Origin of the sequence: Paracoccus aerius, from assembly GCF_014656455.1 — a bacterium.
GTDB lineage: Bacteria > Pseudomonadota > Alphaproteobacteria > Rhodobacterales > Rhodobacteraceae > Paracoccus > Paracoccus aerius.
Map to the genome: position 1 here is coordinate 378843 of NZ_BNCL01000002.1, position 20424 is coordinate 399266.

At 66.1% G+C, this 20424-nt stretch carries 22 protein-coding genes; 9 read left to right on the forward strand and 13 right to left on the reverse strand.

The genetic code is table 11. The features are described from left to right. Positions 1-10: 10 nt before the first annotated feature. Complete coding sequence (locus tag IE224_RS03995) at positions 11-1420, reverse strand: circularly permuted type 2 ATP-grasp protein (RefSeq protein WP_191308221.1); 1410 nt, start codon at positions 1418-1420, stop codon at positions 11-13. Positions 1421-1705: 285 nt separating this feature from the next. Between IE224_RS03995 and IE224_RS04000 the strand changes: the two genes are divergently transcribed. Next, positions 1706-2032, forward strand: coding sequence for an STAS domain-containing protein (locus IE224_RS04000; RefSeq protein WP_167620906.1), 327 nt, complete (start codon positions 1706-1708; stop codon positions 2030-2032). A gap of 4 nt (positions 2033-2036) precedes the next feature. Continuing rightward, complete coding sequence (locus IE224_RS04005) at positions 2037-2549, forward strand: ATP-binding protein (RefSeq protein ID WP_191308223.1); 513 nt, start codon at positions 2037-2039, stop codon at positions 2547-2549. Here the strand turns inward: IE224_RS04005 and hspQ are convergent. The 7 genes from hspQ to IE224_RS04040 form a co-directional block, all read right to left on the reverse strand. Continuing rightward, complete coding sequence (gene hspQ / locus IE224_RS04010) at positions 2522-2860, reverse strand: heat shock protein HspQ (protein ID WP_370528930.1); 339 nt, start codon at positions 2858-2860, stop codon at positions 2522-2524. The two genes, IE224_RS04005 and hspQ, sit on opposite strands and share 28 nt — an antisense overlap. 118 nt (positions 2861-2978) lie before the next feature. After that, entirely contained in the window at positions 2979-3434 is a 456-nt protein-coding gene (locus IE224_RS04015) for a CreA family protein (protein ID WP_167620908.1), read from the reverse strand. Then, positions 3425-4162, reverse strand: coding sequence for a metallophosphoesterase (locus IE224_RS04020; RefSeq protein ID WP_191308225.1), 738 nt, complete (start codon positions 4160-4162; stop codon positions 3425-3427). Before IE224_RS04020 ends, IE224_RS04015 begins: the two co-directional genes overlap by 10 nt. Before the next feature lie 68 nt (positions 4163-4230). Then, positions 4231-5820, reverse strand: coding sequence for a phosphoglycerate dehydrogenase (serA, locus tag IE224_RS04025; protein WP_191308227.1), 1590 nt, complete (start codon positions 5818-5820; stop codon positions 4231-4233). Between the two features lie 108 nt (positions 5821-5928). Next, positions 5929-7077, reverse strand: coding sequence for a phosphoserine transaminase (locus IE224_RS04030; protein WP_191308229.1), 1149 nt, complete (start codon positions 7075-7077; stop codon positions 5929-5931). Between the two features lie 87 nt (positions 7078-7164). Next, positions 7165-7818, reverse strand: coding sequence for a YggS family pyridoxal phosphate-dependent enzyme (locus IE224_RS04035; RefSeq protein WP_191308231.1), 654 nt, complete (start codon positions 7816-7818; stop codon positions 7165-7167). A gap of 70 nt (positions 7819-7888) precedes the next feature. Continuing rightward, complete coding sequence (locus tag IE224_RS04040) at positions 7889-8830, reverse strand: porin (protein WP_191308233.1); 942 nt, start codon at positions 8828-8830, stop codon at positions 7889-7891. Between the two features lie 255 nt (positions 8831-9085). Here IE224_RS04040 and IE224_RS04045 point away from each other — a divergent pair, with 255 nt between their 5' ends. The 6 genes from IE224_RS04045 to IE224_RS04070 all read left to right on the forward strand — a co-directional run bounded on the left by IE224_RS04045 (position 9086) and on the right by IE224_RS04070 (position 15195). Continuing rightward, the gene (locus IE224_RS04045; RefSeq protein WP_167620918.1) at positions 9086-9559 is read left to right on the forward strand and encodes a DUF3576 domain-containing protein; all 474 of its coding nucleotides are present in this window, start codon (positions 9086-9088) and stop codon (positions 9557-9559) included. Between the two features lie 78 nt (positions 9560-9637). Next, complete coding sequence (leuS, locus tag IE224_RS04050) at positions 9638-12175, forward strand: leucine--tRNA ligase (protein ID WP_191308235.1); 2538 nt, start codon at positions 9638-9640, stop codon at positions 12173-12175. Beyond that, positions 12162-12644: an LPS assembly lipoprotein LptE gene (gene lptE / locus IE224_RS04055; RefSeq protein ID WP_167620921.1), complete on the forward strand. Its 483-nt coding sequence runs from the start codon at positions 12162-12164 to the stop codon at positions 12642-12644. The genes leuS and lptE overlap by 14 nt, the downstream gene beginning before the upstream one ends. 7 nt (positions 12645-12651) lie before the next feature. Then, entirely contained in the window at positions 12652-13680 is a 1029-nt protein-coding gene (gene holA, locus IE224_RS04060; protein WP_191308237.1) for a DNA polymerase III subunit delta, read from the forward strand. After that, the gene (locus tag IE224_RS04065; protein ID WP_191308239.1) at positions 13677-14891 is read left to right on the forward strand and encodes a BaiN/RdsA family NAD(P)/FAD-dependent oxidoreductase; all 1215 of its coding nucleotides are present in this window, start codon (positions 13677-13679) and stop codon (positions 14889-14891) included. The genes holA and IE224_RS04065 overlap by 4 nt, the downstream gene beginning before the upstream one ends. Positions 14892-14976: 85 nt before the next feature. Further along, on the forward strand, positions 14977-15195 hold the full coding sequence (locus tag IE224_RS04070; protein WP_167620924.1) for a hypothetical protein: 219 nt from the start codon (positions 14977-14979) through the stop codon (positions 15193-15195). A 5-nt stretch (positions 15196-15200) separates the two neighbouring features. On the opposite strand, the gene IE224_RS04075 is transcribed toward IE224_RS04070, so the two are convergent. From IE224_RS04075 to IE224_RS04090, 4 genes are all read right to left on the reverse strand, one after another. Beyond that, positions 15201-15614: a PaaI family thioesterase gene (locus IE224_RS04075; protein WP_167620925.1), complete on the reverse strand. Its 414-nt coding sequence runs from the start codon at positions 15612-15614 to the stop codon at positions 15201-15203. 59 nt (positions 15615-15673) lie between these two features. Next, positions 15674-16258 carry a transglycosylase SLT domain-containing protein gene (locus IE224_RS04080; RefSeq protein WP_167620926.1) on the reverse strand — a complete coding sequence of 195 codons (585 nt, stop codon included), beginning with the start codon at positions 16256-16258 and terminating at the stop codon, positions 15674-15676. A gap of 70 nt (positions 16259-16328) precedes the next feature. Next, complete coding sequence (gene glpK, locus IE224_RS04085) at positions 16329-17804, reverse strand: glycerol kinase GlpK (RefSeq protein WP_191308241.1); 1476 nt, start codon at positions 17802-17804, stop codon at positions 16329-16331. Further along, positions 17801-18160, reverse strand: a complete 360-nt coding sequence (locus IE224_RS04090) for a winged helix-turn-helix domain-containing protein (RefSeq protein WP_191308243.1) — start codon at positions 18158-18160, stop codon at positions 17801-17803. The genes glpK and IE224_RS04090 overlap by 4 nt, the downstream gene beginning before the upstream one ends. A 134-nt stretch (positions 18161-18294) precedes the next feature. Between IE224_RS04090 and IE224_RS04095 the strand changes: the two genes are divergently transcribed. Next, positions 18295-19473 carry an acetyl-CoA C-acyltransferase family protein gene (locus IE224_RS04095; RefSeq protein WP_191308245.1) on the forward strand — a complete coding sequence of 393 codons (1179 nt, stop codon included), beginning with the start codon at positions 18295-18297 and terminating at the stop codon, positions 19471-19473. A 2-nt stretch (positions 19474-19475) separates the two neighbouring features. Here the strand turns inward: IE224_RS04095 and IE224_RS04100 are convergent, their stop codons facing one another. Continuing rightward, entirely contained in the window at positions 19476-20378 is a 903-nt protein-coding gene (locus IE224_RS04100) for a DMT family transporter (RefSeq protein ID WP_202380075.1), read from the reverse strand. Between the last annotated feature and the right edge of the window lie 46 nt (positions 20379-20424).

The window sequence follows — 20424 nt, forward strand, 5'->3', positions numbered from 1 at the left end:
CGTCCCTTCCCTATTCCGACAGGACCCAGGTGTCCTTGACGCCCCCGCCCTGCGACGAGTTCACGACAAGGCTGCCCTCGCGCAGCGCAACGCGGGTCAGCCCGCCCGGCACCAGCTCGATCCGGTCGCCGCACAGGCAATAGGGCCGCAGGTCCACATGGCGCGGCGCCAGCCCTTCGGCGACAAAGGTGGGGCAGGTGGACAGGGCAAGCGTCGGCTGGGCGATATAGTTGCCGGGATCGGCCTCGATCTTCTTGCGGAAGGTCTCGATCTCGTCCTTCGTTGATTTGGGGCCGACCAGCATCCCGTAGCCGCCCGAGCCGTGCACCTCCTTCACAACCAGGTCGGGCAGGTTCTCCATCACGTATCGGTAATCGTCGTCCTTCCACAGGGTCCATGTCTGGACGTTCTGCAAAAGCGGCTCCTCACCCAGGTAGAAGCGGACCATTTCGGGCACAAAGGTATAGATCGCCTTGTCGTCGGCCACGCCTGCGCCCGGCGCCGAACAGATCGACACCCCGCCCGAGCGATAGACATCCATCAGCCCCGGCACGCCCAGCATCGAATCGGGTCGGAAGCACAGGGGATCCAGGAAAGGATCGTCGATCCGGCGATAGATCACGTCCACGCGCTTTGGCCCCTGGGTCGTGCGCATATAGACGAACTCGCCGTCCACGAACAAATCGGCGCCCTCGACCAGCTCGATCCCCATCAGGTTGGCCAGGAAGCTGTGCTCGTAATAGGCGCTGTTGAAATGGCCGGGCGTCAGGATCACGCAGGTCGGCCGGTCGTTGCATTTTGCCGGCGCGACCGATTCCAGCGTGCGGCGCAGAAGGTCGGGATACTGGTCCACAGGCTCGATCCGGTTGCCGCGGAACAGGCCGGGGAACATCCGCATCATGATCTCGCGGTTTTCCAGCATGTAGCTGACGCCCGAGGGCGTGCGGCAGTTGTCCTCCAGCACGTAGAACTGGTCCTTGGCGGTGCGCACCAGGTCGATGCCGATGATGTGGGAATAAACGCCGCGCGGGGGCACAACGCCGACCACGGCCTTTTCATAGGCCTCGTTCTGATACACCAGCCGGGCGGGGATGCGGCCCGCGCGCACGATCTCGGCCCGGCCATAGACGTCGCGCAGGAAGGCGTTCAGCGCACGCGCCCGCTGCTTGATGCCGCGTTCCAGGCGGCGCCATTCGGCCTGCTCGAAGACGCGGGGCATCATGTCGAAGGGGATCAGCCGGTCGGGATCGCCGCCCTCGCCATAGACCGCGAAGGTGATGCCGATCCGGCGGAACAGCGCCTCGGCCTCGGCCTGCTTCATCTGCCGGAAATCCGCCGGCATCGTCTCGACCCACTGGCTGAGGCGCGCATAAGGGTCGCGAACCTGCGAACCCTCATACATCTCGTTGTAATATGTCATTCGTCCACCCGCTGACGCCGGACCCTTCGCAGGCCTTCTTCCCCGGATGATCGGAGACGGTTTTCGCCAAGTCCACAGAGGAATAGCGCAGCCTGCGCGAAAGTTCCGCAAGCCGTGGACGTTCCGCGGGCAGTGCAGGCCGCGACGGTGGGGCGCTGCCGCAAAATCGGGCAAGGCGAAAGCGCCTGCAGCCCCCGGCGCGCCTGCTCTGGCAGGCCGGGGCCTTGCTTACGGGATCGTAACCATTTGCCCCTAGTGTCGACCCTGGAAGCGCAGAGGACCGACATGCCCAAACTGATCGTCAACGAGACAGAAGCCCAACTGACCGTCACCGTCGAGGAATCGCGCATCGACGCCGCCATCGCCACCCGGTTCAAGGACCGGCTGCGAGAGATCGTGCTGCGCGGCCGCAAGCCGGTCCGGCTGGACATGCGGCGGGTCGACTTCATGGACAGTTCCGGCCTCGGCGCCATGATCGCGGTCCGCAAGGCCCTGCCCGAAGCCCTGCCGCTGGTGCTGGACGGGCTGACCCCCAATGTCGAGCGGGTCTTCCGCCTGACCCGGATGGACAGTGTTTTCGAGATCCGGCCGGCCAATACCCCACAGGAGTAGTTTAATGAGTTCCAGCGAACGGCAGAATGCCGGATCGATCCCCCGTCCCATCGCCCGGACGCAGTCGATGTTTCACCGCGTCCTGCGGGCCAACCCCTTCGAGGTGCGCCAGGCCCTGCGCGACCTGCGGGCCCGCTTTGCACCCGCGGTCAGCGCGGACGCGATGGGCCGGCTGGAACTGGTCCTGGCCGAGGTGATGAACAATGTCAGCGAACATGCGGGCGACCTGTGCGCCCAAAAGCCTGCGCCGCGCGCCATGCACCTTTGCGTGGTGATGAATGACGCAGGCCTTTCCTGCGCGATCACCGATGACGGCGGAACGCTGCCCGCCGATTGCCTGCTGCCGCGCAACCTGCCGGCGCTGGATCCGCTGGATCTTCCGGAAGGTGGCTTCGGCTGGTGCCTGATCCAGGGCCTGACGCAGTCGCTATGCTATTACCGAGAGGATCAGCGCAACTGCCTGGCCTTCACCGTCCCCTTCAATCCCGGTCAGTTCAGCGGGCCCATCAGCGGATAGCGCCCATCCTCGAAATCGCCGAACATCTCGTAGACATCGGGATGGTCCAGGGGCTCTCCTGAATGATCGGGCACCAGGTTCTGTTCGGACACATAGGCCACGTAATAGGTGGCCTCGGTCTCGGCATACAGGTGATAGAAGGGCTGGTCCTTGGCCGGGCGCACATCCTCAGGGATGGAATCATACCATTCCTGGGTATTGGCAAATTCGGGATCGACATCGAAGATCACCCCGCGGAAAGGCCGGTTCCGGTGGCGAACCACCTGGCCCAAGCCGTATTTGGCGATGCGATTCTGTCCTTGCATGGTCATGGATGTTCCATAGGCTTCGGGGCCGGTCTGACGGGCGTTTTAATCCCCCAAGCCGATTCTGTCCATCGGATCGCCAGCATTTGCACGATTCCCTGGGGCAGGACCGCCACAGGCGCGGCTATCGGGCGGCGGCGTCCTCGGGCAGCAGCGGCACCGTAGACATCGACATCTTGGCCGATCCCTCGCTCAGCTCGCTTGCATGGGCCAGATAGACCAGGACCTTGTTCCGGTCGTCGTAGATGCGTTTGACGCGCAACGACTTGAAAAGAAGGGACCGGCCTTCGCTGAAAACGTCGTCAGGCCGGCCGGGGCTCAGGCGGCTGACATCCACGGGCCCGGTGCGGGCGCATTCGATCGCGCTGTTCGACGGATCCTCGAACCAGTTGCCCTGGCTCAACCTGTCCAGGACCGAGCGTTCGAAATAAGCCAGGTGGCAGGTTACCCCGCCCACGTCGGGGTCGGGAATTGCCTCGATGACGATGTCGTTGCCCACCCAGTCGACGCCCACCTGGGCAATCTCCTCGGCCTGTGCCAGGGCGGGCAGCATCATCAGCGCGGCGGCAATCAATCGCATGGCAGCTTCTCCGGTTTCAGGGGGACGCGGCCGTCCTCGGTCAGCAGGTTCACCGCGTCTTTCTCAATGACCACCGCGCAAAGCGGCCGCCCATAGGCCGCCCCGCCATCGACATTCAGGCGGTTGCCGTAATGGGTCGCCGTCTGGATGGCGGTATGGCCATGCACGACCAGCGGGCCGTGATCCACCGTGCTGGTCAGGAAATCCTGGCGGATCCAGACCAGATCGTCCTCCACCTGATCCTGCAGATCCACGCCAGGGCGGATGCCCGCATGGACGACCAGGGCCAGCGGATGCAGGAAATACAGCGGCAGCGACGCAAGATAGGTGACATGGGCGGCGGGCACCGCGCGTTTTGCCTGGGCCAGCATGTGCTGGGGCGAAAGCGTCGGATCGACGCCATAGGACCGCAGCGTCTCGGGCGCGCCGAGGCCAGAATGCAGCGTCCAGTGCAGCTTCGAGCTTAGCCCCGGATCAACCCAGTCCGGCTGCAGAAGATATTGCGGAAGGAAGCGGTCATGGTTGCCGCGGGTCACGATCCAGGGCCGCCCTTGGGCCTGTCCGGTCATCAGGTATTCCACGACGCCCCGCGAATCGGGGCCGCGGTCGATCAGGTCGCCGACATGGGCAATCACCGCATCGCGCCCGCCGTCGCGGAAGATGCGGTCATGCGCAGCCTTCAACTGGTCCAGATGCCCGTGGACATCGCCAATGACGTAAAGCCGCATCCCCGCCCCGCTTAATTCCGCGGCAACGGAAGGCCGCGCCCCCTGCGTAAGGGGGCACGGCGGGATCGTCAAACCTCGAACTGCAGGCGGCGGGCCTGCAGGAACTTGCCGGTGTTCTGCAGCGTGGCCAGGGCCTCGTCGCTGATCGGCTCGTCCAGGTACAGGATCGCGATGGCATCGTTACCCTGGGCCGAGCGGCCAAGCGTGAAGTTCGCGATGTTCACGCCCAGATCGCCCAAGGTCATCCCCAGGGCGCCGATCACGCCGGGCACGTCCTTGTTGCGGGTGTAGAGCATGTGCTGCCCGACCTCGGCATCGATGTTGATGCCGCGGATCTGGATGAAGCGCGGCTTGCCGTCGCTGAAGACGGTGCCTGCGATGGACCGTTCGCGCGTGTCGGTGACGACGGTCAGCTTGATATAGCCCTCGAAGACACCCGCCTTGTCCTGGGTGGTGGTGGCCACCTGCACGCCGCGTTCCTTGGCCATCACCGGGGCGGATACCATGTTCACGTCCGGGTTCGTGGCCTTCATCACGCCCGCGATCACCGCCGCGTTCAGCGCGTTCAGGTTCATGGTCGCCGCAACGCCGTCATACAGCACGTTGATGGCCTTGATCGGCTCGTCCGTCATCTGGCCCACGAAGGCGCCCAGATGGCCGGCCAGCTTGATCCACGGCCCCATGACCGCAGCCTCCTCGGCCGTGACCGAGGGCATGTTCAGCGCGTTCTGCACCGCGCCTGTCAGCAGGTAATCCGACATCTGCTCGGCCACCTGCAGGGCCACGTTCTCCTGCGCCTCGGTGGTGGATGCGCCCAGATGCGGGGTGACGACCACGTTGGGCAGGTTGAACAGCGGGCTTTCCGTCGCAGGCTCGACCGCGAAGACGTCAAAGGCAGCCCCGGCGACGCGGCCTTCCTTTAGCGCCTCGGCCAGGGCCTCCTCATCGACCAGACCGCCGCGGGCGCAGTTGATGATGCGCACGCCCGGTTTCAGCTTGGCGATGGCCTCGCGCGACAGGATGTTCTTCGTCTTCTCGGTCAAGGGCACGTGGAAGGTGATGAAGTCCGACTTCGCAAGCAGATCGTCCAGTTCGACCTTGGTGACGCCGATCTCCTTGGCGCGCTCGGGCGACAGGAAGGGATCATAGGCCAGCACCTTCATGTGCAGCCCCAGGGCGCGGTCGATGACGATGGACCCGATATTGCCCGCGCCGATCACGCCCAGGGTCTTGTTGAACAGCTCGACCCCCATGAAGCGGTTCTTTTCCCATTTCCCGGCATGGGTCGATGCACTGGCCTCTGGCAACTGCCGGGCCACGGCGAACATCATGGCGATGGCATGTTCGGCGGTGGTGACGCTGTTGCCGAAAGGCGTGTTCATCACGATCACGCCCTTCTTCGACGCCGCCGGGATATCGACGTTGTCCACCCCGATCCCGGCCCGGCCGATCACCTTGAGGTTCGTGGCGTTCTGCAGCAGCTTTTCGGTGACCTTGGTCGCCGACCGGATCGCAAGCCCGTCATACTGACCGATCACCTCGGCCAGCTTTTCCTTGTCCTTGCCCAGATCGGGCAGGTAATCGACCTCGACTCCGCGGTCGCGGAAGATCTGGACGGCGGTTTCCGACAGCTTGTCGGACACAAGAACCTTTGGCATGTCAGTTTATCCTTTTCATGCGGCACCCTTCACCCGGGGGCGCTGTTCATCTTCTGTGTGGAAATATCCTGTAGAGGGTCCGGGGGACGCACAGTCCCCCGGCTTCGCTTACGCCTGCGCAGCCAGTTCGGCGCGATAGGCCCATTCGATCCAAGGCATCAGCGCCGCGACATCGCTGGTCTCGACCGTGGATCCGCACCAGATCCGTAGCCCTGCCGGGGCATCGCGATAGGCGCCGGCATCCAGGGCCACGCCTTCCTTTTCCAGCCGCTTGGCAACGGCCTTGGCGAAGGCCGCGCCGTCCTTGATGGCCGGATCGGTGAAACGCAGGCAGACGCTGGTGTTGGACGCGGTGGCCGGATCCTCGGCCAGATCGGCGATCCAGTCCTTGTCGGCGATGAAGTCGCGCACGGCCTTGGCGTTGGCATCGGCCCGCGCGATCAAAGCCTTCACGCCGCCCAAGCCTTGCGCCCATTTCAGCGCCACGAGGTAATCCTCGACCGCCAGCATCGAGGGGGTGTTGATCGTCTCGCCCTTGAAGATGCCCTCGATCAGCTTGCCGCCCTTGGTCATGCGGAAGATCTTGGGCAGCGGCCAGGCGGGGGTATAGCTTTCCAGTCGTTCGACCGCGCGCGGCGACAGGATCAGCATCCCGTGCGCGCCCTCGCCGCCCAGCACCTTCTGCCAGCTGAAGGTCACCACATCCAGCTTGTCAAAGGGCAGGTCCATCGCGAAGGCAGCCGATGTGGCGTCGCAGATGGTCAGGCCCGCGCGATTGGCCGGGATCGCGTCGCCGTTCGGCACACGCACGCCGCTGGTGGTGCCGTTCCAGGTGAAGACGACGTCCTTGTCGAAATCGACCTGCACGAAATCGACGATCTTGCCGTAGTCGGCCTTGCGGACGGTCGCGTCCAGTTTCAGTTGCTTCACCGCATCGGTCACCCAGCCTTCGCCGAAGCTTTCCCAGGCCAGCATCTCGACCGGGCGGGCGCCCAGCAGGGACCACATCGCCATCTCGACCGCGCCGGTGTCGGAACCGGGAACGATGCCGATGCGGTAACCTTCCGGAACGCCCAGGACCTCGCGCGTCAGGTCGATTGCCTCGGCCAGCTTTGCCTTGCCGACAGCGGCACGATGCGAGCGGCCAAGGGGCGCGTCCGATAGCAGGTCCAAGTTATAATGGGGGATCTTGGCGCAGGGGCCAGAGGAAAAGCGCGGATTGACCGGGCGCGCAGCCGGGATCGTCAGATCTTTCATGCTAGCCTTCCAGCTATGAAGCCCTTCGTTGGGGAAGGGTGTCCCGCCGCCGGAGATACGCGGGACCGATCCATTTCGCAAGAAGAATCAGCCGTAGTCGCGCGCCCCGAAGATGGCGGAACCGACGCGGATATGGGTCGCGCCCTCGGCGATGGCGGTTTTGAAATCCGCGCTCATGCCCATGGACAGGTTGGGCAGGCCGTGGTCCTGCGCCAAGGCGCGCAGCAGGCGGAAATGGGGCAGGGGATCCTGGTCCTCGGGCGGGATGCACATCAGGCCCTGCGGCGACAGGCCCAGGTCGCGACATGACGACAGGAAGACCGGCAGTTCGTCGGCCAGGATGCCGGCCTTCTGCGGCTCGTCCCCGGTATTGACCTGGATGAACAGCTCCGGGCTGCGGCCCTGCTGTCCGACCTGCTGCGCCAGCTTGCGGGCCAGGCTCATGCGGTCCAGCGTGTGGATGGCATCGAACAGTTCCACCGCCGCGCGGGCCTTGTTCGACTGCAGCGGACCGATCATGTGCAGTACGACGCCGGGGTAGCGGGCGCGCCAGCCGGGCCATTTGCCCTGCGCCTCCTGCACGTAATTCTCGCCAAAGACGCGATGCCCGGCATCCAGCACGGCGGTCACCCGCCCTTCCGGCTGCACCTTGCTGACGGCGATCAGCGTGACGCTGCCAGGCGCGCGCCCCGCCTGTTCCTCGGCCGCGCTGATGCGGCGCTTGATGTCATCCAGTCCCATGACGCGACATGACAAAAAGAAAAGAGCGGGCGCAAGGCCCGCTCTTTCAGTTTGACGTCCGATCCGGGGATCAGAAGTCGAAGCGCACGCCCATGTCGGCGGTCACGTTTTCGCTGTAGTCGCGGTGCAGCGAGGCGCCCAGACGAGCACCGCCCAGATCGTAGTTGACGCCGATACCGAACGCGTTGTCGGTTTCGTTGTCGTCCTGGTCGTTGTTGGCGATGTAGGCTTCGATGTTGGTCAGGCCATCGGCCAGCGTGTAGTCGCCATAGAGGGCGATCGAGTTGCCTACGTCAACGATCGAGTCGTTGCTGGCATCGACGTAGTTCAGGCCGATGCGGGCATTCTCCATGACCGCATAGCGGGCGCCGATGAAGAAAATGTCGTTATCTTCGATGCCGGCACCGTCGGTGACATAGGCAGCCGACAGCTCCAGACGCTCGTTCCAGGTATAGTCGACGGCGAGGCTGAATTCCTCGTTGTCGCCCACGAACGACGAGGAGTCGGTCTGGTCGGGATCGACATAGGATGCGCGCAGAGTCGCACCAGCGATCGAGTACTTGGCGGCAACGCCCAAGCGGCCAGCGTTGTCATAAGCATCCGAGTCATAGGCGAAGAAAGCGCCCTGCAGGAAGCCGACCTGGCGGTCATACGAACCCAGTTCGTTTGCATAGAGCAGGCCAGCCGAGTCGAAGGCGGTGTCGACGTTACCGACTTCAACGGTCAGGCCGCTGGAGGTCACGTAGAGTTTGCCGGCGTTCAGCTTGCCGTTGTCGTCCTGGTTCTGGTCCCACTGGATGCGGAAACGAGCACCGAAGTCCACGCCCTGGTCGGTCGAGGTCGCGGCGTCGATGTTCATCCGCAGACGCGAGATGACCTGCGTTTCGTTCTCGTCCGTGTCGTTTTCGTAATAGATCACGCCGGTCCGGCCGTAGCCCGAGATGGTCACGTCGGCAGCGGCGACACCGGCGGTCAGCACCAGTGCGGTGGAGGCGATAAGAGCCTTTTTCATGTCAAGTTCCCTCTTGTCTCTCTGATGCCCAAACCGGCATTACCGCCTTGGGTATGCAGCTTGTTTCCCCTGTCCGCAGCCACGATGCAACGGAATCGCGCGGCTGCCCAAGCCGCGGCGGATCCTGTGATGCACAAGGGCCACACCTTTCTGTGATCCACTCCCGCAGCCCGGGCCGGTGCGCGGTCCAAGGCGCTTGTCGGGCGGGGGCTTTCCGCGCTAAAGCGTGGCCTGACGCGAAAAACGGGGGACCGCATGAAAATCGCACGCGCCGCGCGCCTGATGATCGCAGCAGGGCTTTGCGCCGGACTGGCTGCCTGCGGCGGCGGGGGGCGGAACGCCGGGCCGACCGACAGCCCCGACATGCGCCCCGAGGTTCGCCGCACCACTATCTGGGAGGTGTTCGACCGGTCCGAGAACCCCAACACCGCGGTTGGCGTGAACAAGTATCTGTGGAATGCCAGCCTGGAAGTGCTGAACTTCCTGCCGGTCCAGACCGTCGATCCGTTCACGGGGGTGATCCAGACGGGCTACGGCACCCCTCCGGGGGGCGGCCGGTCCTATCGGGCCACGATCAAGATCGCCGATCCGGCACTTGACGCGCGCAGCCTCAAGCTGTCGCTTCAGGGTCCGGGCGGCGCTGCGGTGGAACCCGGCACCGTTCGCGCGGTGGAAGATGCGATCCTGACCCGCGCCCGCCAGTTGCGCATCCAGGACGGGCGGCTGTAGGGGCAGGCAGCGCCCACTGGACCCGCCAAGTCGCGCCGTATAAACCCGGCGCGACGAATGACGCCAAAGGTCCGCACGATGCCCTATGATCCCTCCAGCACTGAATCCCGGTGGCAGCAGGCCTGGGCCGATGCCGGCAGCTTCGTCGCCACGCGCGACAGCCGGCCCAAGTATTACGTGCTGGAGATGTTCCCCTATCCGTCCGGGCGCATCCACATGGGCCATGTGCGCAACTACACGATGGGCGACGTGGTGGCCCGCTTCAAGCGAGCGCAGGGGTTCAGCGTCCTGCACCCTATGGGCTGGGATGCCTTCGGGATGCCGGCCGAAAACGCCGCGATGGAACAGGGCGGCCATCCGCGCGACTGGACCTATGCCAATATCGCCACCATGCGCGACCAGTTGCGCCCGCTGGGCCTGTCCATCGACTGGTCCCGCGAATTCGCCACCTGCGACGACGATTACGTCCACCAGCAGCAGGCGATGTTCCTGGACATGCTGGAGGCGGGGCTGATCACCCGCAAGTCGGCCCAGGTGAACTGGGATCCAGTCGACATGACCGTTCTGGCCAATGAACAGGTCATCGACGGCAAAGGCTGGCGGTCGGGCGCCGCGGTGGAACGGCGCGAGCTGACGCAATGGTTCTTCAAGATCTCGGACTATTCCGATGAGCTGCTGGCCGCATTGGACGGGTTGACCGGCTGGCCGGAAAAGGTCCGGCTAATGCAGTCGAACTGGATCGGCAAGTCGCGCGGGTTGCAGTTCCGGTTCGAAACCGTGGACGCCCCCGAGGATTTCCCCGCGATCGAGGTCTATACGACCCGCCCCGACACGCTGATGGGCGCCAGCTTCGTCGCCCTGTCGCCCGATCACCCGCTGGTCAAGGATCTGGCCGCCGCCGACCCGAAGGTTGCCGCCTTTGTCGAGGAATGCCGCCGCATCGGCACGACCGAGGAAGCCATCGAGACCGCGCCCAAGCTGGGGCTTGATACCGGCCTGACCGTGCGGCACCCGTTGGACGCGGACTGGCAGCTGCCGATCTGGATCGCGAACTTCGTGCTGATGGACTATGGCACCGGCGCGATCTTCGGGTCGCCCGCGCATGACGAACGCGACCATGAATTCGCCACGAAATACGGGCTGCCGATCCGCGCGACCTTTGGCGAGCGCGGCATGTCGCTGGACCAGGCCGATGCCATGGTCTCCAAGGCGCCCTATGTGCCGCTGAAATCGGAAACTGTCACCTATGTCCGCGGCTTCAGCGGCGCGGCGGACCAGACCGGAGAGGCCGCTGTGGACGCCGCCATCGCCCATGCCGAGGCAAACGGCTATGGCGAGGGCATGACCAAGTTCCGCCTGCGCGACTGGGGCATCTCGCGCCAACGCTATTGGGGCTGCCCAATTCCTGTCCTGCATTGCGAGAAATGCGGCACGGTCCCCGAGGCGAAGCAGAACCTGCCCGTCCTGCTGCCCCAGGACGTGACCTTCGACGTGCCGGGCAACCCGCTGGACCGCCACCCGACCTGGCGGCAGGCGACCTGTCCCCAATGCGGAGGCGCGGCGCGGCGCGAGACGGACACGATGGACACCTTCGTCGATTCGTCCTGGTATTACGCGCGCTTCACCAGCCCCCATGCGGCGACGCCGACGGATCGGGCCGATGCCGATTACTGGATGAACGTGGACCAGTATATCGGCGGGATCGAGCACGCGATCCTGCACCTGCTTTATTCGCGCTTCTTCGCCCGGGCGATGGTCAAGACGGGGCATCTGCCTGAAAGCGCGAAGGAGCCGTTCGACGCGCTGTTCACGCAAGGCATGGTCACGCACGAGATCTACAAGACCAGCGACGAGAGGGGCCGTCCGGTCTATCACCTGCCCGAGGACGTGACCGACGGCAAGCTTGCCGATGGGACCGAGGTCGAGGTCATCCCCTCGGCCAAGATGTCCAAATCCAAGAAGAACGTCGTCGATCCGGTTAACATCGTGCAGTCCTTCGGAGCCGATACCGCGCGCTGGTTCATGCTGTCCGACAGCCCGCCCGAACGCGACGTGGAATGGACCTCGGCCGGGGCCGAGGCCGCCAACAAGTTCCTGGCCCGCGTCTGGCGCCTGGCCGACGAGGCGGGCGAGGACGCCGAGGATCCCGACCTGACCCGTGCGGCGCATCGCGCGATCAACGACGTGACCAAGGCCATCGAGGGCTTCGCCTTCAACAAGGCGGTCGCCAAGATCTATGAGCTGGCGAATGCCGTGGGCAAATCGAAGGCCGGGGGCGGATCGCGCCGGGCGGTGCTGCGGATTATGGCGCAACTGATGGGGCCGATGGTGCCGCACCTGGCCGAGGATGTCTGGTCCATGGCGGGCGGGCAGGGCCTTCTGGTCGATGCGCCCTGGCCCAAGGCCGATCCGGCGATGCTGGAGGATGACACCGTCACCCTGCCGATCCAGATCAACGGCAAGCGCCGGGCCGAGATTTCGGTCGCCAAGGACATGCCCAAGGACCAGATCGAGGCGATGGTGCTGGCCGACGAAACCGTGCGGCGCTTTCTGGAAGGCGCGGCGCCCAAGAAGCTGATCGTCGTGCCGGGGCGGATCGTCAATGTGGTCGCCTGATCGCCGGACCGCCCTTCTGGGGCTGCTGGCACTGGCGGGCTGCGGGCTGACGCCTGTCTATGGCCCGAACGGTGCCGGCCAGCGCCTGTTCGGCAAGGTGCGCCCGCGCGATCCCCAGACCTATCAGGATTTCGCCTTCAACCGCCGACTGGGCGAACGCCTGGGCGGCGAGGGGACGGATTACGACCTGGATTACCGCATTACCGTGGGCGTCGTGCCGCAGGCCATCACCACGGACGAGGTCACGAACCGCTATTCCCTCAACGGCACCGCTGATTTCGTGCTGAAGGACCGCGCGGGCCGGGTGCTGGCGCAAGGGCGGGTCAGCAACTTCACCTCATATTCCACCACCGGCACGACCATCGCCACTCTGTCCGCCGAAGGGGATGCCCGGTCCCGCCTGGCCGAGATGCTGGCCGATCAGGTCGTGACGCGGCTGCTGGCGGCGTCAAGCCAACTGCCCGAATGACCTGGCGATGATCCTGAAGGGCGCGGAAATCGCGCGCTATCTGGCGCGGCCCGACCCTTCGCGCCCGGCGCTGCTGATCTATGGCCAGGACGCCATGCGCGTCGCCATGAAGCGGGCCGAGGCCGTCAAGGCCCTGGTCGGCGAAAAGGCCGACGAGGAGATGCGCCTGACCCGGATGCCGGGCGCGGGCCTGCGCAAGGATCCGGCGCAACTGCTGGACGCGCTGAAGGAGGTGGGCTTCTTTCCGGGCCAGAGGGTCGTGCTGGTCGAGGACGCGCCCGACACCGCGGCAGATGCGATTCGCGCGGCCCTGGCCGAATGGAAGCCGGGCGATGCGGCAATGGTCGTGACCGCCGGGGGGCTGGGCAAGACCTCGGCCCTGCGCAAGCTGTTCGAGCCGCATCCGACAGCCGTGACCGCGCCCGTCTATGACGATCCGCCGGGCGAGGAAGAAGTGTCCCGCTGGCTGGCCGAGGCCGGGCTGCGCCAGGTGCCGCAGGCCGCGATGCGGGACATGATGGCGCTGGCGCGCGCGCTGGATCCGGGCGACCTGCGCCAGACGATCGAAAAGATCGGGCTTTACAAGCATGGCGACGACACGCCCCTGACGGCCGAGGAAATCGCTTTGATGGCCCCCGCCACCATCGAGGCGGATCTGGACGAGTTGATCCATGTCGTCGCTGAACGCCGCGAGGGTGAGTTCGGCACGATGATGCGCCGGATCGAGGGTCAGGGCGTGAATCCCGTCACGCTGTGCATCGCCGCGCTGCGCCATTTCCGTGCGCTGCACCTGGCCGCCGCCGATCCCGCCGGGCCGGGCGTCGCCCTGTCTCGGATGCGCCCGCCGGTCTTCGGCCCGCGCCGCGACCGCATGGCGCGGCAGGCGCAGGCCTGGGGAATGGGGCCGCTGGAGGAGGCGGTGCGGTCGCTTCTGGACTGCGACCTGCTACTGCGCAGTTCGACCCGCGCGCCGCAGATGGCGCTGGTCGAGCGCGCGCTGATCCGCCTGGCGATGACCTCTCGGGGCAGGCGGTGAGCGAGGCCGTCGAGGCCCTTGTGATCGGCGCGGGTCCGGCAGGCCTTATGGCGGCCGAGATCCTGTCGCAATCCGGGCGGAGGGTCTTGGTCGTCGAGGCGATGCCCACGCCCGCGCGCAAGTTCCTGATGGCCGGAAAGTCGGGGCTGAACCTGACGAAGGACGAGCCTTTTCACGCGTTCGCGCAAAGGTTCATCCTTGGCAGCGGGGGCCGTCTGCCCCCGCACCCCCGAGGATATTTCGATGAAGAAGAAAGCCGGTTTGGTCCTGCCGAGGTGATGGCCTGGGTTCGCGGGCTGGGGATCGAATTGTTCACCGGATCGACCGGGCGGGTGTTTCCGGTCGGCATGAAGGCCTCTCCGCTGCTGCGAGCCTGGCTGTCGCGGTTGCGCGGCGGCGGGGTCGAGTTGCGGACCCGGTGGCGGTGGATCGGCGGCGGCTGGCGGTTCGAGACGCCCGACGGGCCGCGCGATATTCGGCCGCGCGTGGTCGTGCTTGCGCTTGGCGGGGCAAGCTGGCCGCGCTTGGGATCGGACGCGGCATGGGTGCCCTGGCTGAAGGACGCGGGGGTCGGGATCGCGCCGTTCCGGCCTGCCAATGTCGGTTTTCGCGTGTCTTGGTCGGCGCCCATGGCGCGTCATTTCGGAGCGGCGGTCAAGGGAACCGCATTGCGCGCAGGCGATCTTGCCTCTCGGGGGGAGTGGGTCATCGGCCGGCAGGGGATCGAGGGCGGCGGGGTTTACGAGATCTCGGCCGCGCTGCGCGACGGCGCGGCGGGCCGGGTGGACCTGGCGCCCGATCTGGACCGCGCTGCCCTTGCGGCGCGATTTTCCCGGCCCAAGGGGAAGCTGTCCCTGGGCAACTGGCTGCGCCGGGTGCTGGAGGATCCGGTCAAGGTGGCGCTGCTGCTGGAATGGGGGCGGCCCTTGCCCGGCGATCCGGCGGGATGGGCCGACCTGACGAAGGGGCTGCCGCTGCGCCACGAGGGGCCGATGGCGATAGAGACGGCGATTTCCTCGGCCGGGGGCGTGACCTGGGATTCGGTGACAAAGGCGCAGGAACTGCGGGCCCTGCCCGACGTCTTCGTTGCCGGCGAGATGCTGGACTGGGAAGCGCCGACCGGCGGCTATCTTCTGACCGCCTGCCTGGGCAGCGGGCTGCACGCCGGGCGGGCAGCGGCAGCAAGACTGGCGTCGATGGCAGCGGGCTGAACCGCACCGGCTTGCCATGACAAGGCCCCAGGGGTTAACCTGGAGGCATGGGAGGAACCCGCCAACCGCAGGGAAAGGGTTTCCGATGTCCTATACGATCACGCATTTCGCGCCCGAGACGCGAAGCCGTATCGATGCCTTCTTCAACCGCTTCGGCCAGGGGACGAACGCCTATCTGGAAGGAAAGGCACGGGCCGCGCAGATCCAGGCGCTTGAAGCGAAGTCCGACGGGGATCTCGCGCTGATGGGCCTGACCCGCGACCGGATCGTGGCCCATGTGTTTCGCGACACCTACTGGATCTGACGGCCTCAGTCCTTCCAGTCGATCACCATCTGCGTCTGGGTGACGATTGCCGCGGTTTTGCCGTCGCCGCGGGTGATGGTGGTCTGCCAGATCTGCGTCGTGCGCCCGATATGCAGGGGCAGGCTGACGGCGCGGGCCACGTCGCCCAGCCGGATCGGGCGCAGGAAGTTGGTCTTGCTTTCCAGGGTCGTCGTCGTCTTGCCCTGGGGCAGGTTCAGGAAGGTGCCGGTGCCGCCCGCGTTATCCGCAAGACCCATGATCGCGCCGCCATGCAGGACGCCGTTGCGATTGGCCAGGACCTGGCTCACCGGCATCTCGAACTCGACCCGTTCCGGCGTGGCGCTGACAAGGCGCGCGCCGATATGGATCGCAAATTCCGGCTGGTCGCAGGCCTCGCGCCTGGTGCGGTCATCGTTCATCGCTGTTCCTTCCACTGCCCGGCCATATCATCCGGCCGGGCGGGAAAGGGCAAGCGGGCTCAGGCCTTGCGGCAGGATACCAGTTGCGCGCGATACATCTGCGCCCGCTGGCCGACCTGGTTCGCGACCCGCACGAGCCAGGGCTTGCCCAGATAGGATTGGCGCGCGAACCCCGACCTGCCTTCGTGATAGGCCAGGTATTGCCCCGTCGCGTCCCCTTTCGAAATGCCCAGCCTGCGCGAGGAATTATGCATGTACCAGCCCATGAAATCGGTCGCATGGCGGATATTGTCGCGCTTGGCGCGGCGGTTGCCGGTTTCCTTCTGGTATTCCTCCCAGGTGCCGTCGAGCGCCTGGGAATAGCCATAGGCACTGGACTGGCGGCCGATGGGAATCACGCCAAGGGCATATTGGTGCGGGGTGCGCGCGTCGCCGATGAACTTCGATTCCTGATGGATTGCCGCCATCTGCACATGGATCGGAATGCCCCACCTGCGTTCCGATGCCTTCATCGCGCGGTAATAGGCCGGTCGTTCCGCCACGATGGCGCAGGCGTTGTCCAGCTGACGAGGCGCCGAATAGTTGCCGCCGCCGCCGCATGACGCGACCAGCCCGACAATCGCGAGTTTCAGAAGCCTGCTCATCCTGCCCTCTTGTCGTTTTCCGGCAATCTTACGGAAATTCACGCAGGGGTGAAATCACAAAGCCGGAAGATCACACCGCCAGGACCGCCTGCACCGCCCTTTGCCAAGCGGAATAGCGCCGATCCCGGTCGCCTTGGGACATTCCCGGTTCGAACCGGCGTTCAAGCTGCCAGGCGCGGGCATATTCGTCGGGCGCCGGACACAGGCCTGCGCGATATCCAGCCAGCCAGGCTGCGCCCTGGGCCGTGGTTTCGGTATTCCTGGGCCGGTCCACGGGTGCGCCCAGGATATCGGCCAGGAACTGCATGGCAGGTTCGCTGGCGGTCATGCCGCCATCGACGCGCAGCACCGCATCGCCCGCCTGCGGCCAGTCGGCCCGCATCGCCTCCAGCAGGTCGCGGGTCTGGAAACCCACGCTTTCCAGGGCCGCGCGGGCGAATTCGGCGGGCCCGGTGTTGCGGGTCAGGCCGAAGACCGCGCCGCGGGCATTGGGGGACCAATGGGGTGCGCCAAGGCCGGTAAAGGCGGGGACCATGATGATCTGCTGGCTGTCATCGGCCTGCGCCGACAGGGCTTGGGTCTCCTTGGCCTCGCGGATGATCTTCAGCCCGTCGCGCAGCCATTGGACCACCGCGCCCGCGATGAAGATGCTGCCTTCCAGGGCATAGGTGGTCTTGCCGTCCAACCTGTAGGCGATGGTCGTCAAAAGCCGGTTCTGCGACCGGACGGCCTGGTCGCCCGTGTTCAGCAGGGCAAAGCAGCCGGTGCCATAGGTCGATTTCATCATGCCCGGCCCGAAGCAGGCTTGGCCCACGGTCGCGGCCTGCTGGTCGCCCGCCACGCCCAGGATCGGGATCTCGCGCCCGAACAGGTCGGGACGCGTCGTGCCGAAATCGTCGGCGCTGTCCCTGACCTCGGGCAGCAATTCGCGCGGCACGCCGAACAGGCGGCACATGTCGTCGGACCATTCGCCCTTGCGGATGTCGTACAGGGCGGTGCGGCTGGCATTGGTGGCATCGGTGACATGGGACTGGCCGCCCGTCAGCTTCCAGATCAGGAAGCTGTCGATCGTGCCGAAGGCCAGGTCGCCCGCCCGCGCCCGGTCCCGCGCGCCTTCGACATTGTCCAGCAGCCAGCCGATCTTGGTGGCGCTGAAATAGGGGTCCAGCAGCAGGCCGGTGGTGTTGGTCACCTGATCCTCGGCACCCTCATCGCGCAGGCGGTCGCAGATGTCGGCAGTGCGGCGGTCCTGCCAGACGATGGCGCGGTGGATGGGTTGGCCGGTCTTTCGGTCCCAGATCACCACCGTTTCGCGCTGATTGGTGATGCCGATGGCGTCGATGCGGGGGGCGCCGGCCTTTTCGATGGCGGCGCGGGCGGTTCCGGCGCTGCTGGTCCAGATGTCGTTCGGGTCGTGTTCCACCCAGCCTGACCGGGGGAAATGCTGCGGAAACTCGTGCTGGGCCGAGGCCTGCACCGTCAGGTCGTCACGAAAGACAAGCGCCCGGGACGAGGTGGTCCCCTGATCCATCGCCAGTATCGTCATATATCCTCCCTTTTCATCAACGCGCCGATGACGGCCAGATCAGCCGCCCCCTTTTCACGCAAAAGCCGTTCCAGCGCTTCGTAGTGATGCAACACCGCCTGGCCGGCGGGGGTGACCGTCGCCCCGCCTCCGCCCGCACCGCCCCGGCTGCTGTCCACCAGGGGCTGGGCAAAGGCCGCGTTCATCTCCTCGACCAGGGACCAAGCCCGCTTGTAGCTCATCCCCATCTGCCGCCCTGCGGCCGAGATGGATCCCAGCTGGCCGATCAGCCGCAGAAGCTGCGCCTTGCCCGGCCCCAGCACCAGCGGGGCGTCGTATTCCAGCCGCAGCTTGATGCGGGGGCCGTCCCTGTCCATCGCGATTCGGTTCCTGTTCTTGCGGCAACGTTAGCCGCAGGTCGCGGGCCGGTGCAAACGACGCCACGACGCGCTTGGCGGGCTGGACGGGCGCGGCCTATGCTTGCCGCGACACCAAGGGGAAGGGGTTCAACATGTCCACCGATATCGTCATCCTGTCCGGCGCGCGCACCGCCATCGGCACCTTCGGCGGCAGCCTGGCCGCCATTCCACCCATCGACCTGGCCACGACCGTGACCCGCGCCGCGATCGAGCGTGCTGGGGTGGCCCCCGACCGGATCGGGCAGGTGGTCTTCGGCCATGTCCTGAACACCGAACCCCGCGACATGTATCTGTCGCGCGTGGCGATGCTGAATGCGGGCGTCCCCGACACCACGCCCGCGATGAACGTGAACCGGCTTTGCGGCTCGGGCGCGCAGGCCATTGTCTCGGCAGCCCAGGCGCTGATGCTGGGCGACGCCGACTTCGCCGTCGCGGGCGGCGCCGAAAGCATGAGCCGCGCGCCTTATGCGATCAGCTCGGCCCGGTTCGGGGCCAAGATGGGCGACCAGAAGATGATGGACATGATGACCGGCGCGCTGACCTGCCCGATGGGCACCGGCCACATGGGCGTCACGGCCGAAAACGTGGCCGTCGAACATGAGATCAGCCGGCAGGCGCAGGACGAATTCGCGATGGAATCGCAGCGCCGCGCGGCGGCTGCGATCGCGGCAGGGCATTTCAAGAACCAAATTGTGCCGGTCGAGGTGAAGGGTCGCAAGGGTCCGATCACTTTCGACACAGATGAACATCCCAAGGAAACCGGCCTCGATAAGCTGGCGGGGCTGAAGGCGGTCTTCAAGAAGGACGGTTCGGTGACGGCCGGCAATGCAAGCGGCATCAATGATGGTGCTGCGGCCCTTGTGCTGGCGCGGGCGGATGCCGCGCAGGCGGCGGGCCTGACGCCCCGCGCGCGGATCCTGGGCTATGCCGTGGCGGGCGTGCGCCCCGAGGTGATGGGCATCGGTCCCATCCCGGCAGTCCAGAGGCTGCTGGAAAAAACCGGCCTGTCTGTGGGCGATTTCGACGTGATAGAATCGAACGAGGCCTTCGCGGCACAGGCGCTTGCCGTGAACAAGGGGCTGGGGCTGGACCCGGCCCGGGTGAACCCCAATGGCGGGGCCATCGCGCTTGGTCATCCGGTGGGGGCGACCGGCGCGATCATTACCGTCAAGGCGCTGTATGAACTGGAAAGGATCGGCGGCAAGCGCGGGCTGATCACCATGTGCATCGGCGGCGGACAGGGCATCGCCCTGGCCATCGAACTGATGTGATCCTAGGCCGGTTGCGCCGTCGCGGCTTGCCGCGACAGGCGCAGCGCGGCGATCCCGGCCAGGATGATCACGGCGCTGCCGATGATCGTCCAGCCGTCGGGCGTTTCGCCAAAGATGGCGGAGCCCGCGACCATTGCGAAGATCAGGCGAGTATAGCGGAAGGGCGTCACCGCGCCGACCTGGCCCGTGCGCATCGCCACCGTCAGGAATGTATAGGCACAGACCCCCGCCGCCGCAGCCGCCAGAAGACCCGCCCAGGTCGCGCCATCCGGCGCGGTCAGGGGGCCGCCGAAGGGCAGGACGATCAGCCCAGCCACGATCAGCATGGAAAAGCCCACCACGCCCAACTGGCGGAAGGACAGCGAAACGGGCGCGGCACGGGTCGCCAGGTCGCGCCCCGCGAACCCCAGCATCGCCATGATCGCCAGCAGCGACAGCGCCCCGAAACCGTCTGTTCCCGGCCGCAGGATCAGCAGGACGCCCCCGAAGCCCAGGGCCACCGCCAGCCAGCGGCGCGGGCCGATGCTTTCGCCGAATAGCATGGCTGCACCCACCATCACCACCAGCGGCGTGGCCTGCAGGATGGCGGATGCCGTGGACAGTGGCGTCAGGGCGATGGCCAGCATGTAGAACAGCCGGCCCGTCACCTCGGACAGCGACCGCAGCACCATGGCCCGTCCCAGCATGGCGCGTGTCAGCGGCGCTTCGCCCGCCAGCAGGGCAAGGGCGGCAAAGGTCGCGGTCCCCAGGACGCCGAAGGTGATCAGAACCTGGCCCGGCGGCAGGCTGACCGCCGCAAGCTTGAGCAGCGAATCCTCGACCGCGAAGCCCGCCATGGACAGCACCATGAAGACGGCGCCCCGCAGGTTGAAGGCGGCGCCGAGGCGTGCGTGGGGATCAGACATGGCGGGCCCTTGGCTTTGACGGGAACGGGGCAAGCAGTCCCCCATC

What these genes read in the sequence shown, in the direction of transcription:
- IE224_RS04030 (WP_191308229.1), bottom strand. Translation starts at nt 7,077, where the DNA reads ATGAAAGATCTGACGATCCCGGCTGCGCGCCCGGTCAATCCGCGCTTT.
- IE224_RS04045 (WP_167620918.1), top strand. Translation starts at nt 9,086, where the DNA reads ATGAAAATCGCACGCGCCGCGCGCCTGATGATCGCAGCAGGGCTTTGC.
- IE224_RS04020 (WP_191308225.1), bottom strand. Translation starts at nt 4,162, where the DNA reads ATGCGGCTTTACGTCATTGGCGATGTCCACGGGCATCTGGACCAGTTG.
- IE224_RS04005 (WP_191308223.1), top strand. Translation starts at nt 2,037, where the DNA reads ATGAGTTCCAGCGAACGGCAGAATGCCGGATCGATCCCCCGTCCCATC.
- IE224_RS04075 (WP_167620925.1), bottom strand. Translation starts at nt 15,614, where the DNA reads ATGAACGATGACCGCACCAGGCGCGAGGCCTGCGACCAGCCGGAATTT.
- IE224_RS04100 (WP_202380075.1), bottom strand. Translation starts at nt 20,378, where the DNA reads ATGTCTGATCCCCACGCACGCCTCGGCGCCGCCTTCAACCTGCGGGGC.
- IE224_RS04040 (WP_191308233.1), bottom strand. Translation starts at nt 8,830, where the DNA reads ATGAAAAAGGCTCTTATCGCCTCCACCGCACTGGTGCTGACCGCCGGT.
- IE224_RS04015 (WP_167620908.1), bottom strand. Translation starts at nt 3,434, where the DNA reads ATGCGATTGATTGCCGCCGCGCTGATGATGCTGCCCGCCCTGGCACAG.
- IE224_RS04095 (WP_191308245.1), top strand. Translation starts at nt 18,295, where the DNA reads ATGTCCACCGATATCGTCATCCTGTCCGGCGCGCGCACCGCCATCGGC.
- hspQ (WP_370528930.1), bottom strand. Translation starts at nt 2,860, where the DNA reads ATGACCATGCAAGGACAGAATCGCATCGCCAAATACGGCTTGGGCCAG.
- IE224_RS03995 (WP_191308221.1), bottom strand. Translation starts at nt 1,420, where the DNA reads ATGACATATTACAACGAGATGTATGAGGGTTCGCAGGTTCGCGACCCT.
- serA (WP_191308227.1), bottom strand. Translation starts at nt 5,820, where the DNA reads ATGCCAAAGGTTCTTGTGTCCGACAAGCTGTCGGAAACCGCCGTCCAG.
- IE224_RS04000 (WP_167620906.1), top strand. Translation starts at nt 1,706, where the DNA reads ATGCCCAAACTGATCGTCAACGAGACAGAAGCCCAACTGACCGTCACC.
- IE224_RS04090 (WP_191308243.1), bottom strand. Translation starts at nt 18,160, where the DNA reads ATGGACAGGGACGGCCCCCGCATCAAGCTGCGGCTGGAATACGACGCC.
- IE224_RS04080 (WP_167620926.1), bottom strand. Translation starts at nt 16,258, where the DNA reads ATGAGCAGGCTTCTGAAACTCGCGATTGTCGGGCTGGTCGCGTCATGC.
- IE224_RS04070 (WP_167620924.1), top strand. Translation starts at nt 14,977, where the DNA reads ATGTCCTATACGATCACGCATTTCGCGCCCGAGACGCGAAGCCGTATC.
- glpK (WP_191308241.1), bottom strand. Translation starts at nt 17,804, where the DNA reads ATGACGATACTGGCGATGGATCAGGGGACCACCTCGTCCCGGGCGCTT.
- lptE (WP_167620921.1), top strand. Translation starts at nt 12,162, where the DNA reads ATGTGGTCGCCTGATCGCCGGACCGCCCTTCTGGGGCTGCTGGCACTG.
- IE224_RS04035 (WP_191308231.1), bottom strand. Translation starts at nt 7,818, where the DNA reads ATGGGACTGGATGACATCAAGCGCCGCATCAGCGCGGCCGAGGAACAG.
- leuS (WP_191308235.1), top strand. Translation starts at nt 9,638, where the DNA reads ATGCCCTATGATCCCTCCAGCACTGAATCCCGGTGGCAGCAGGCCTGG.
- holA (WP_191308237.1), top strand. Translation starts at nt 12,652, where the DNA reads ATGATCCTGAAGGGCGCGGAAATCGCGCGCTATCTGGCGCGGCCCGAC.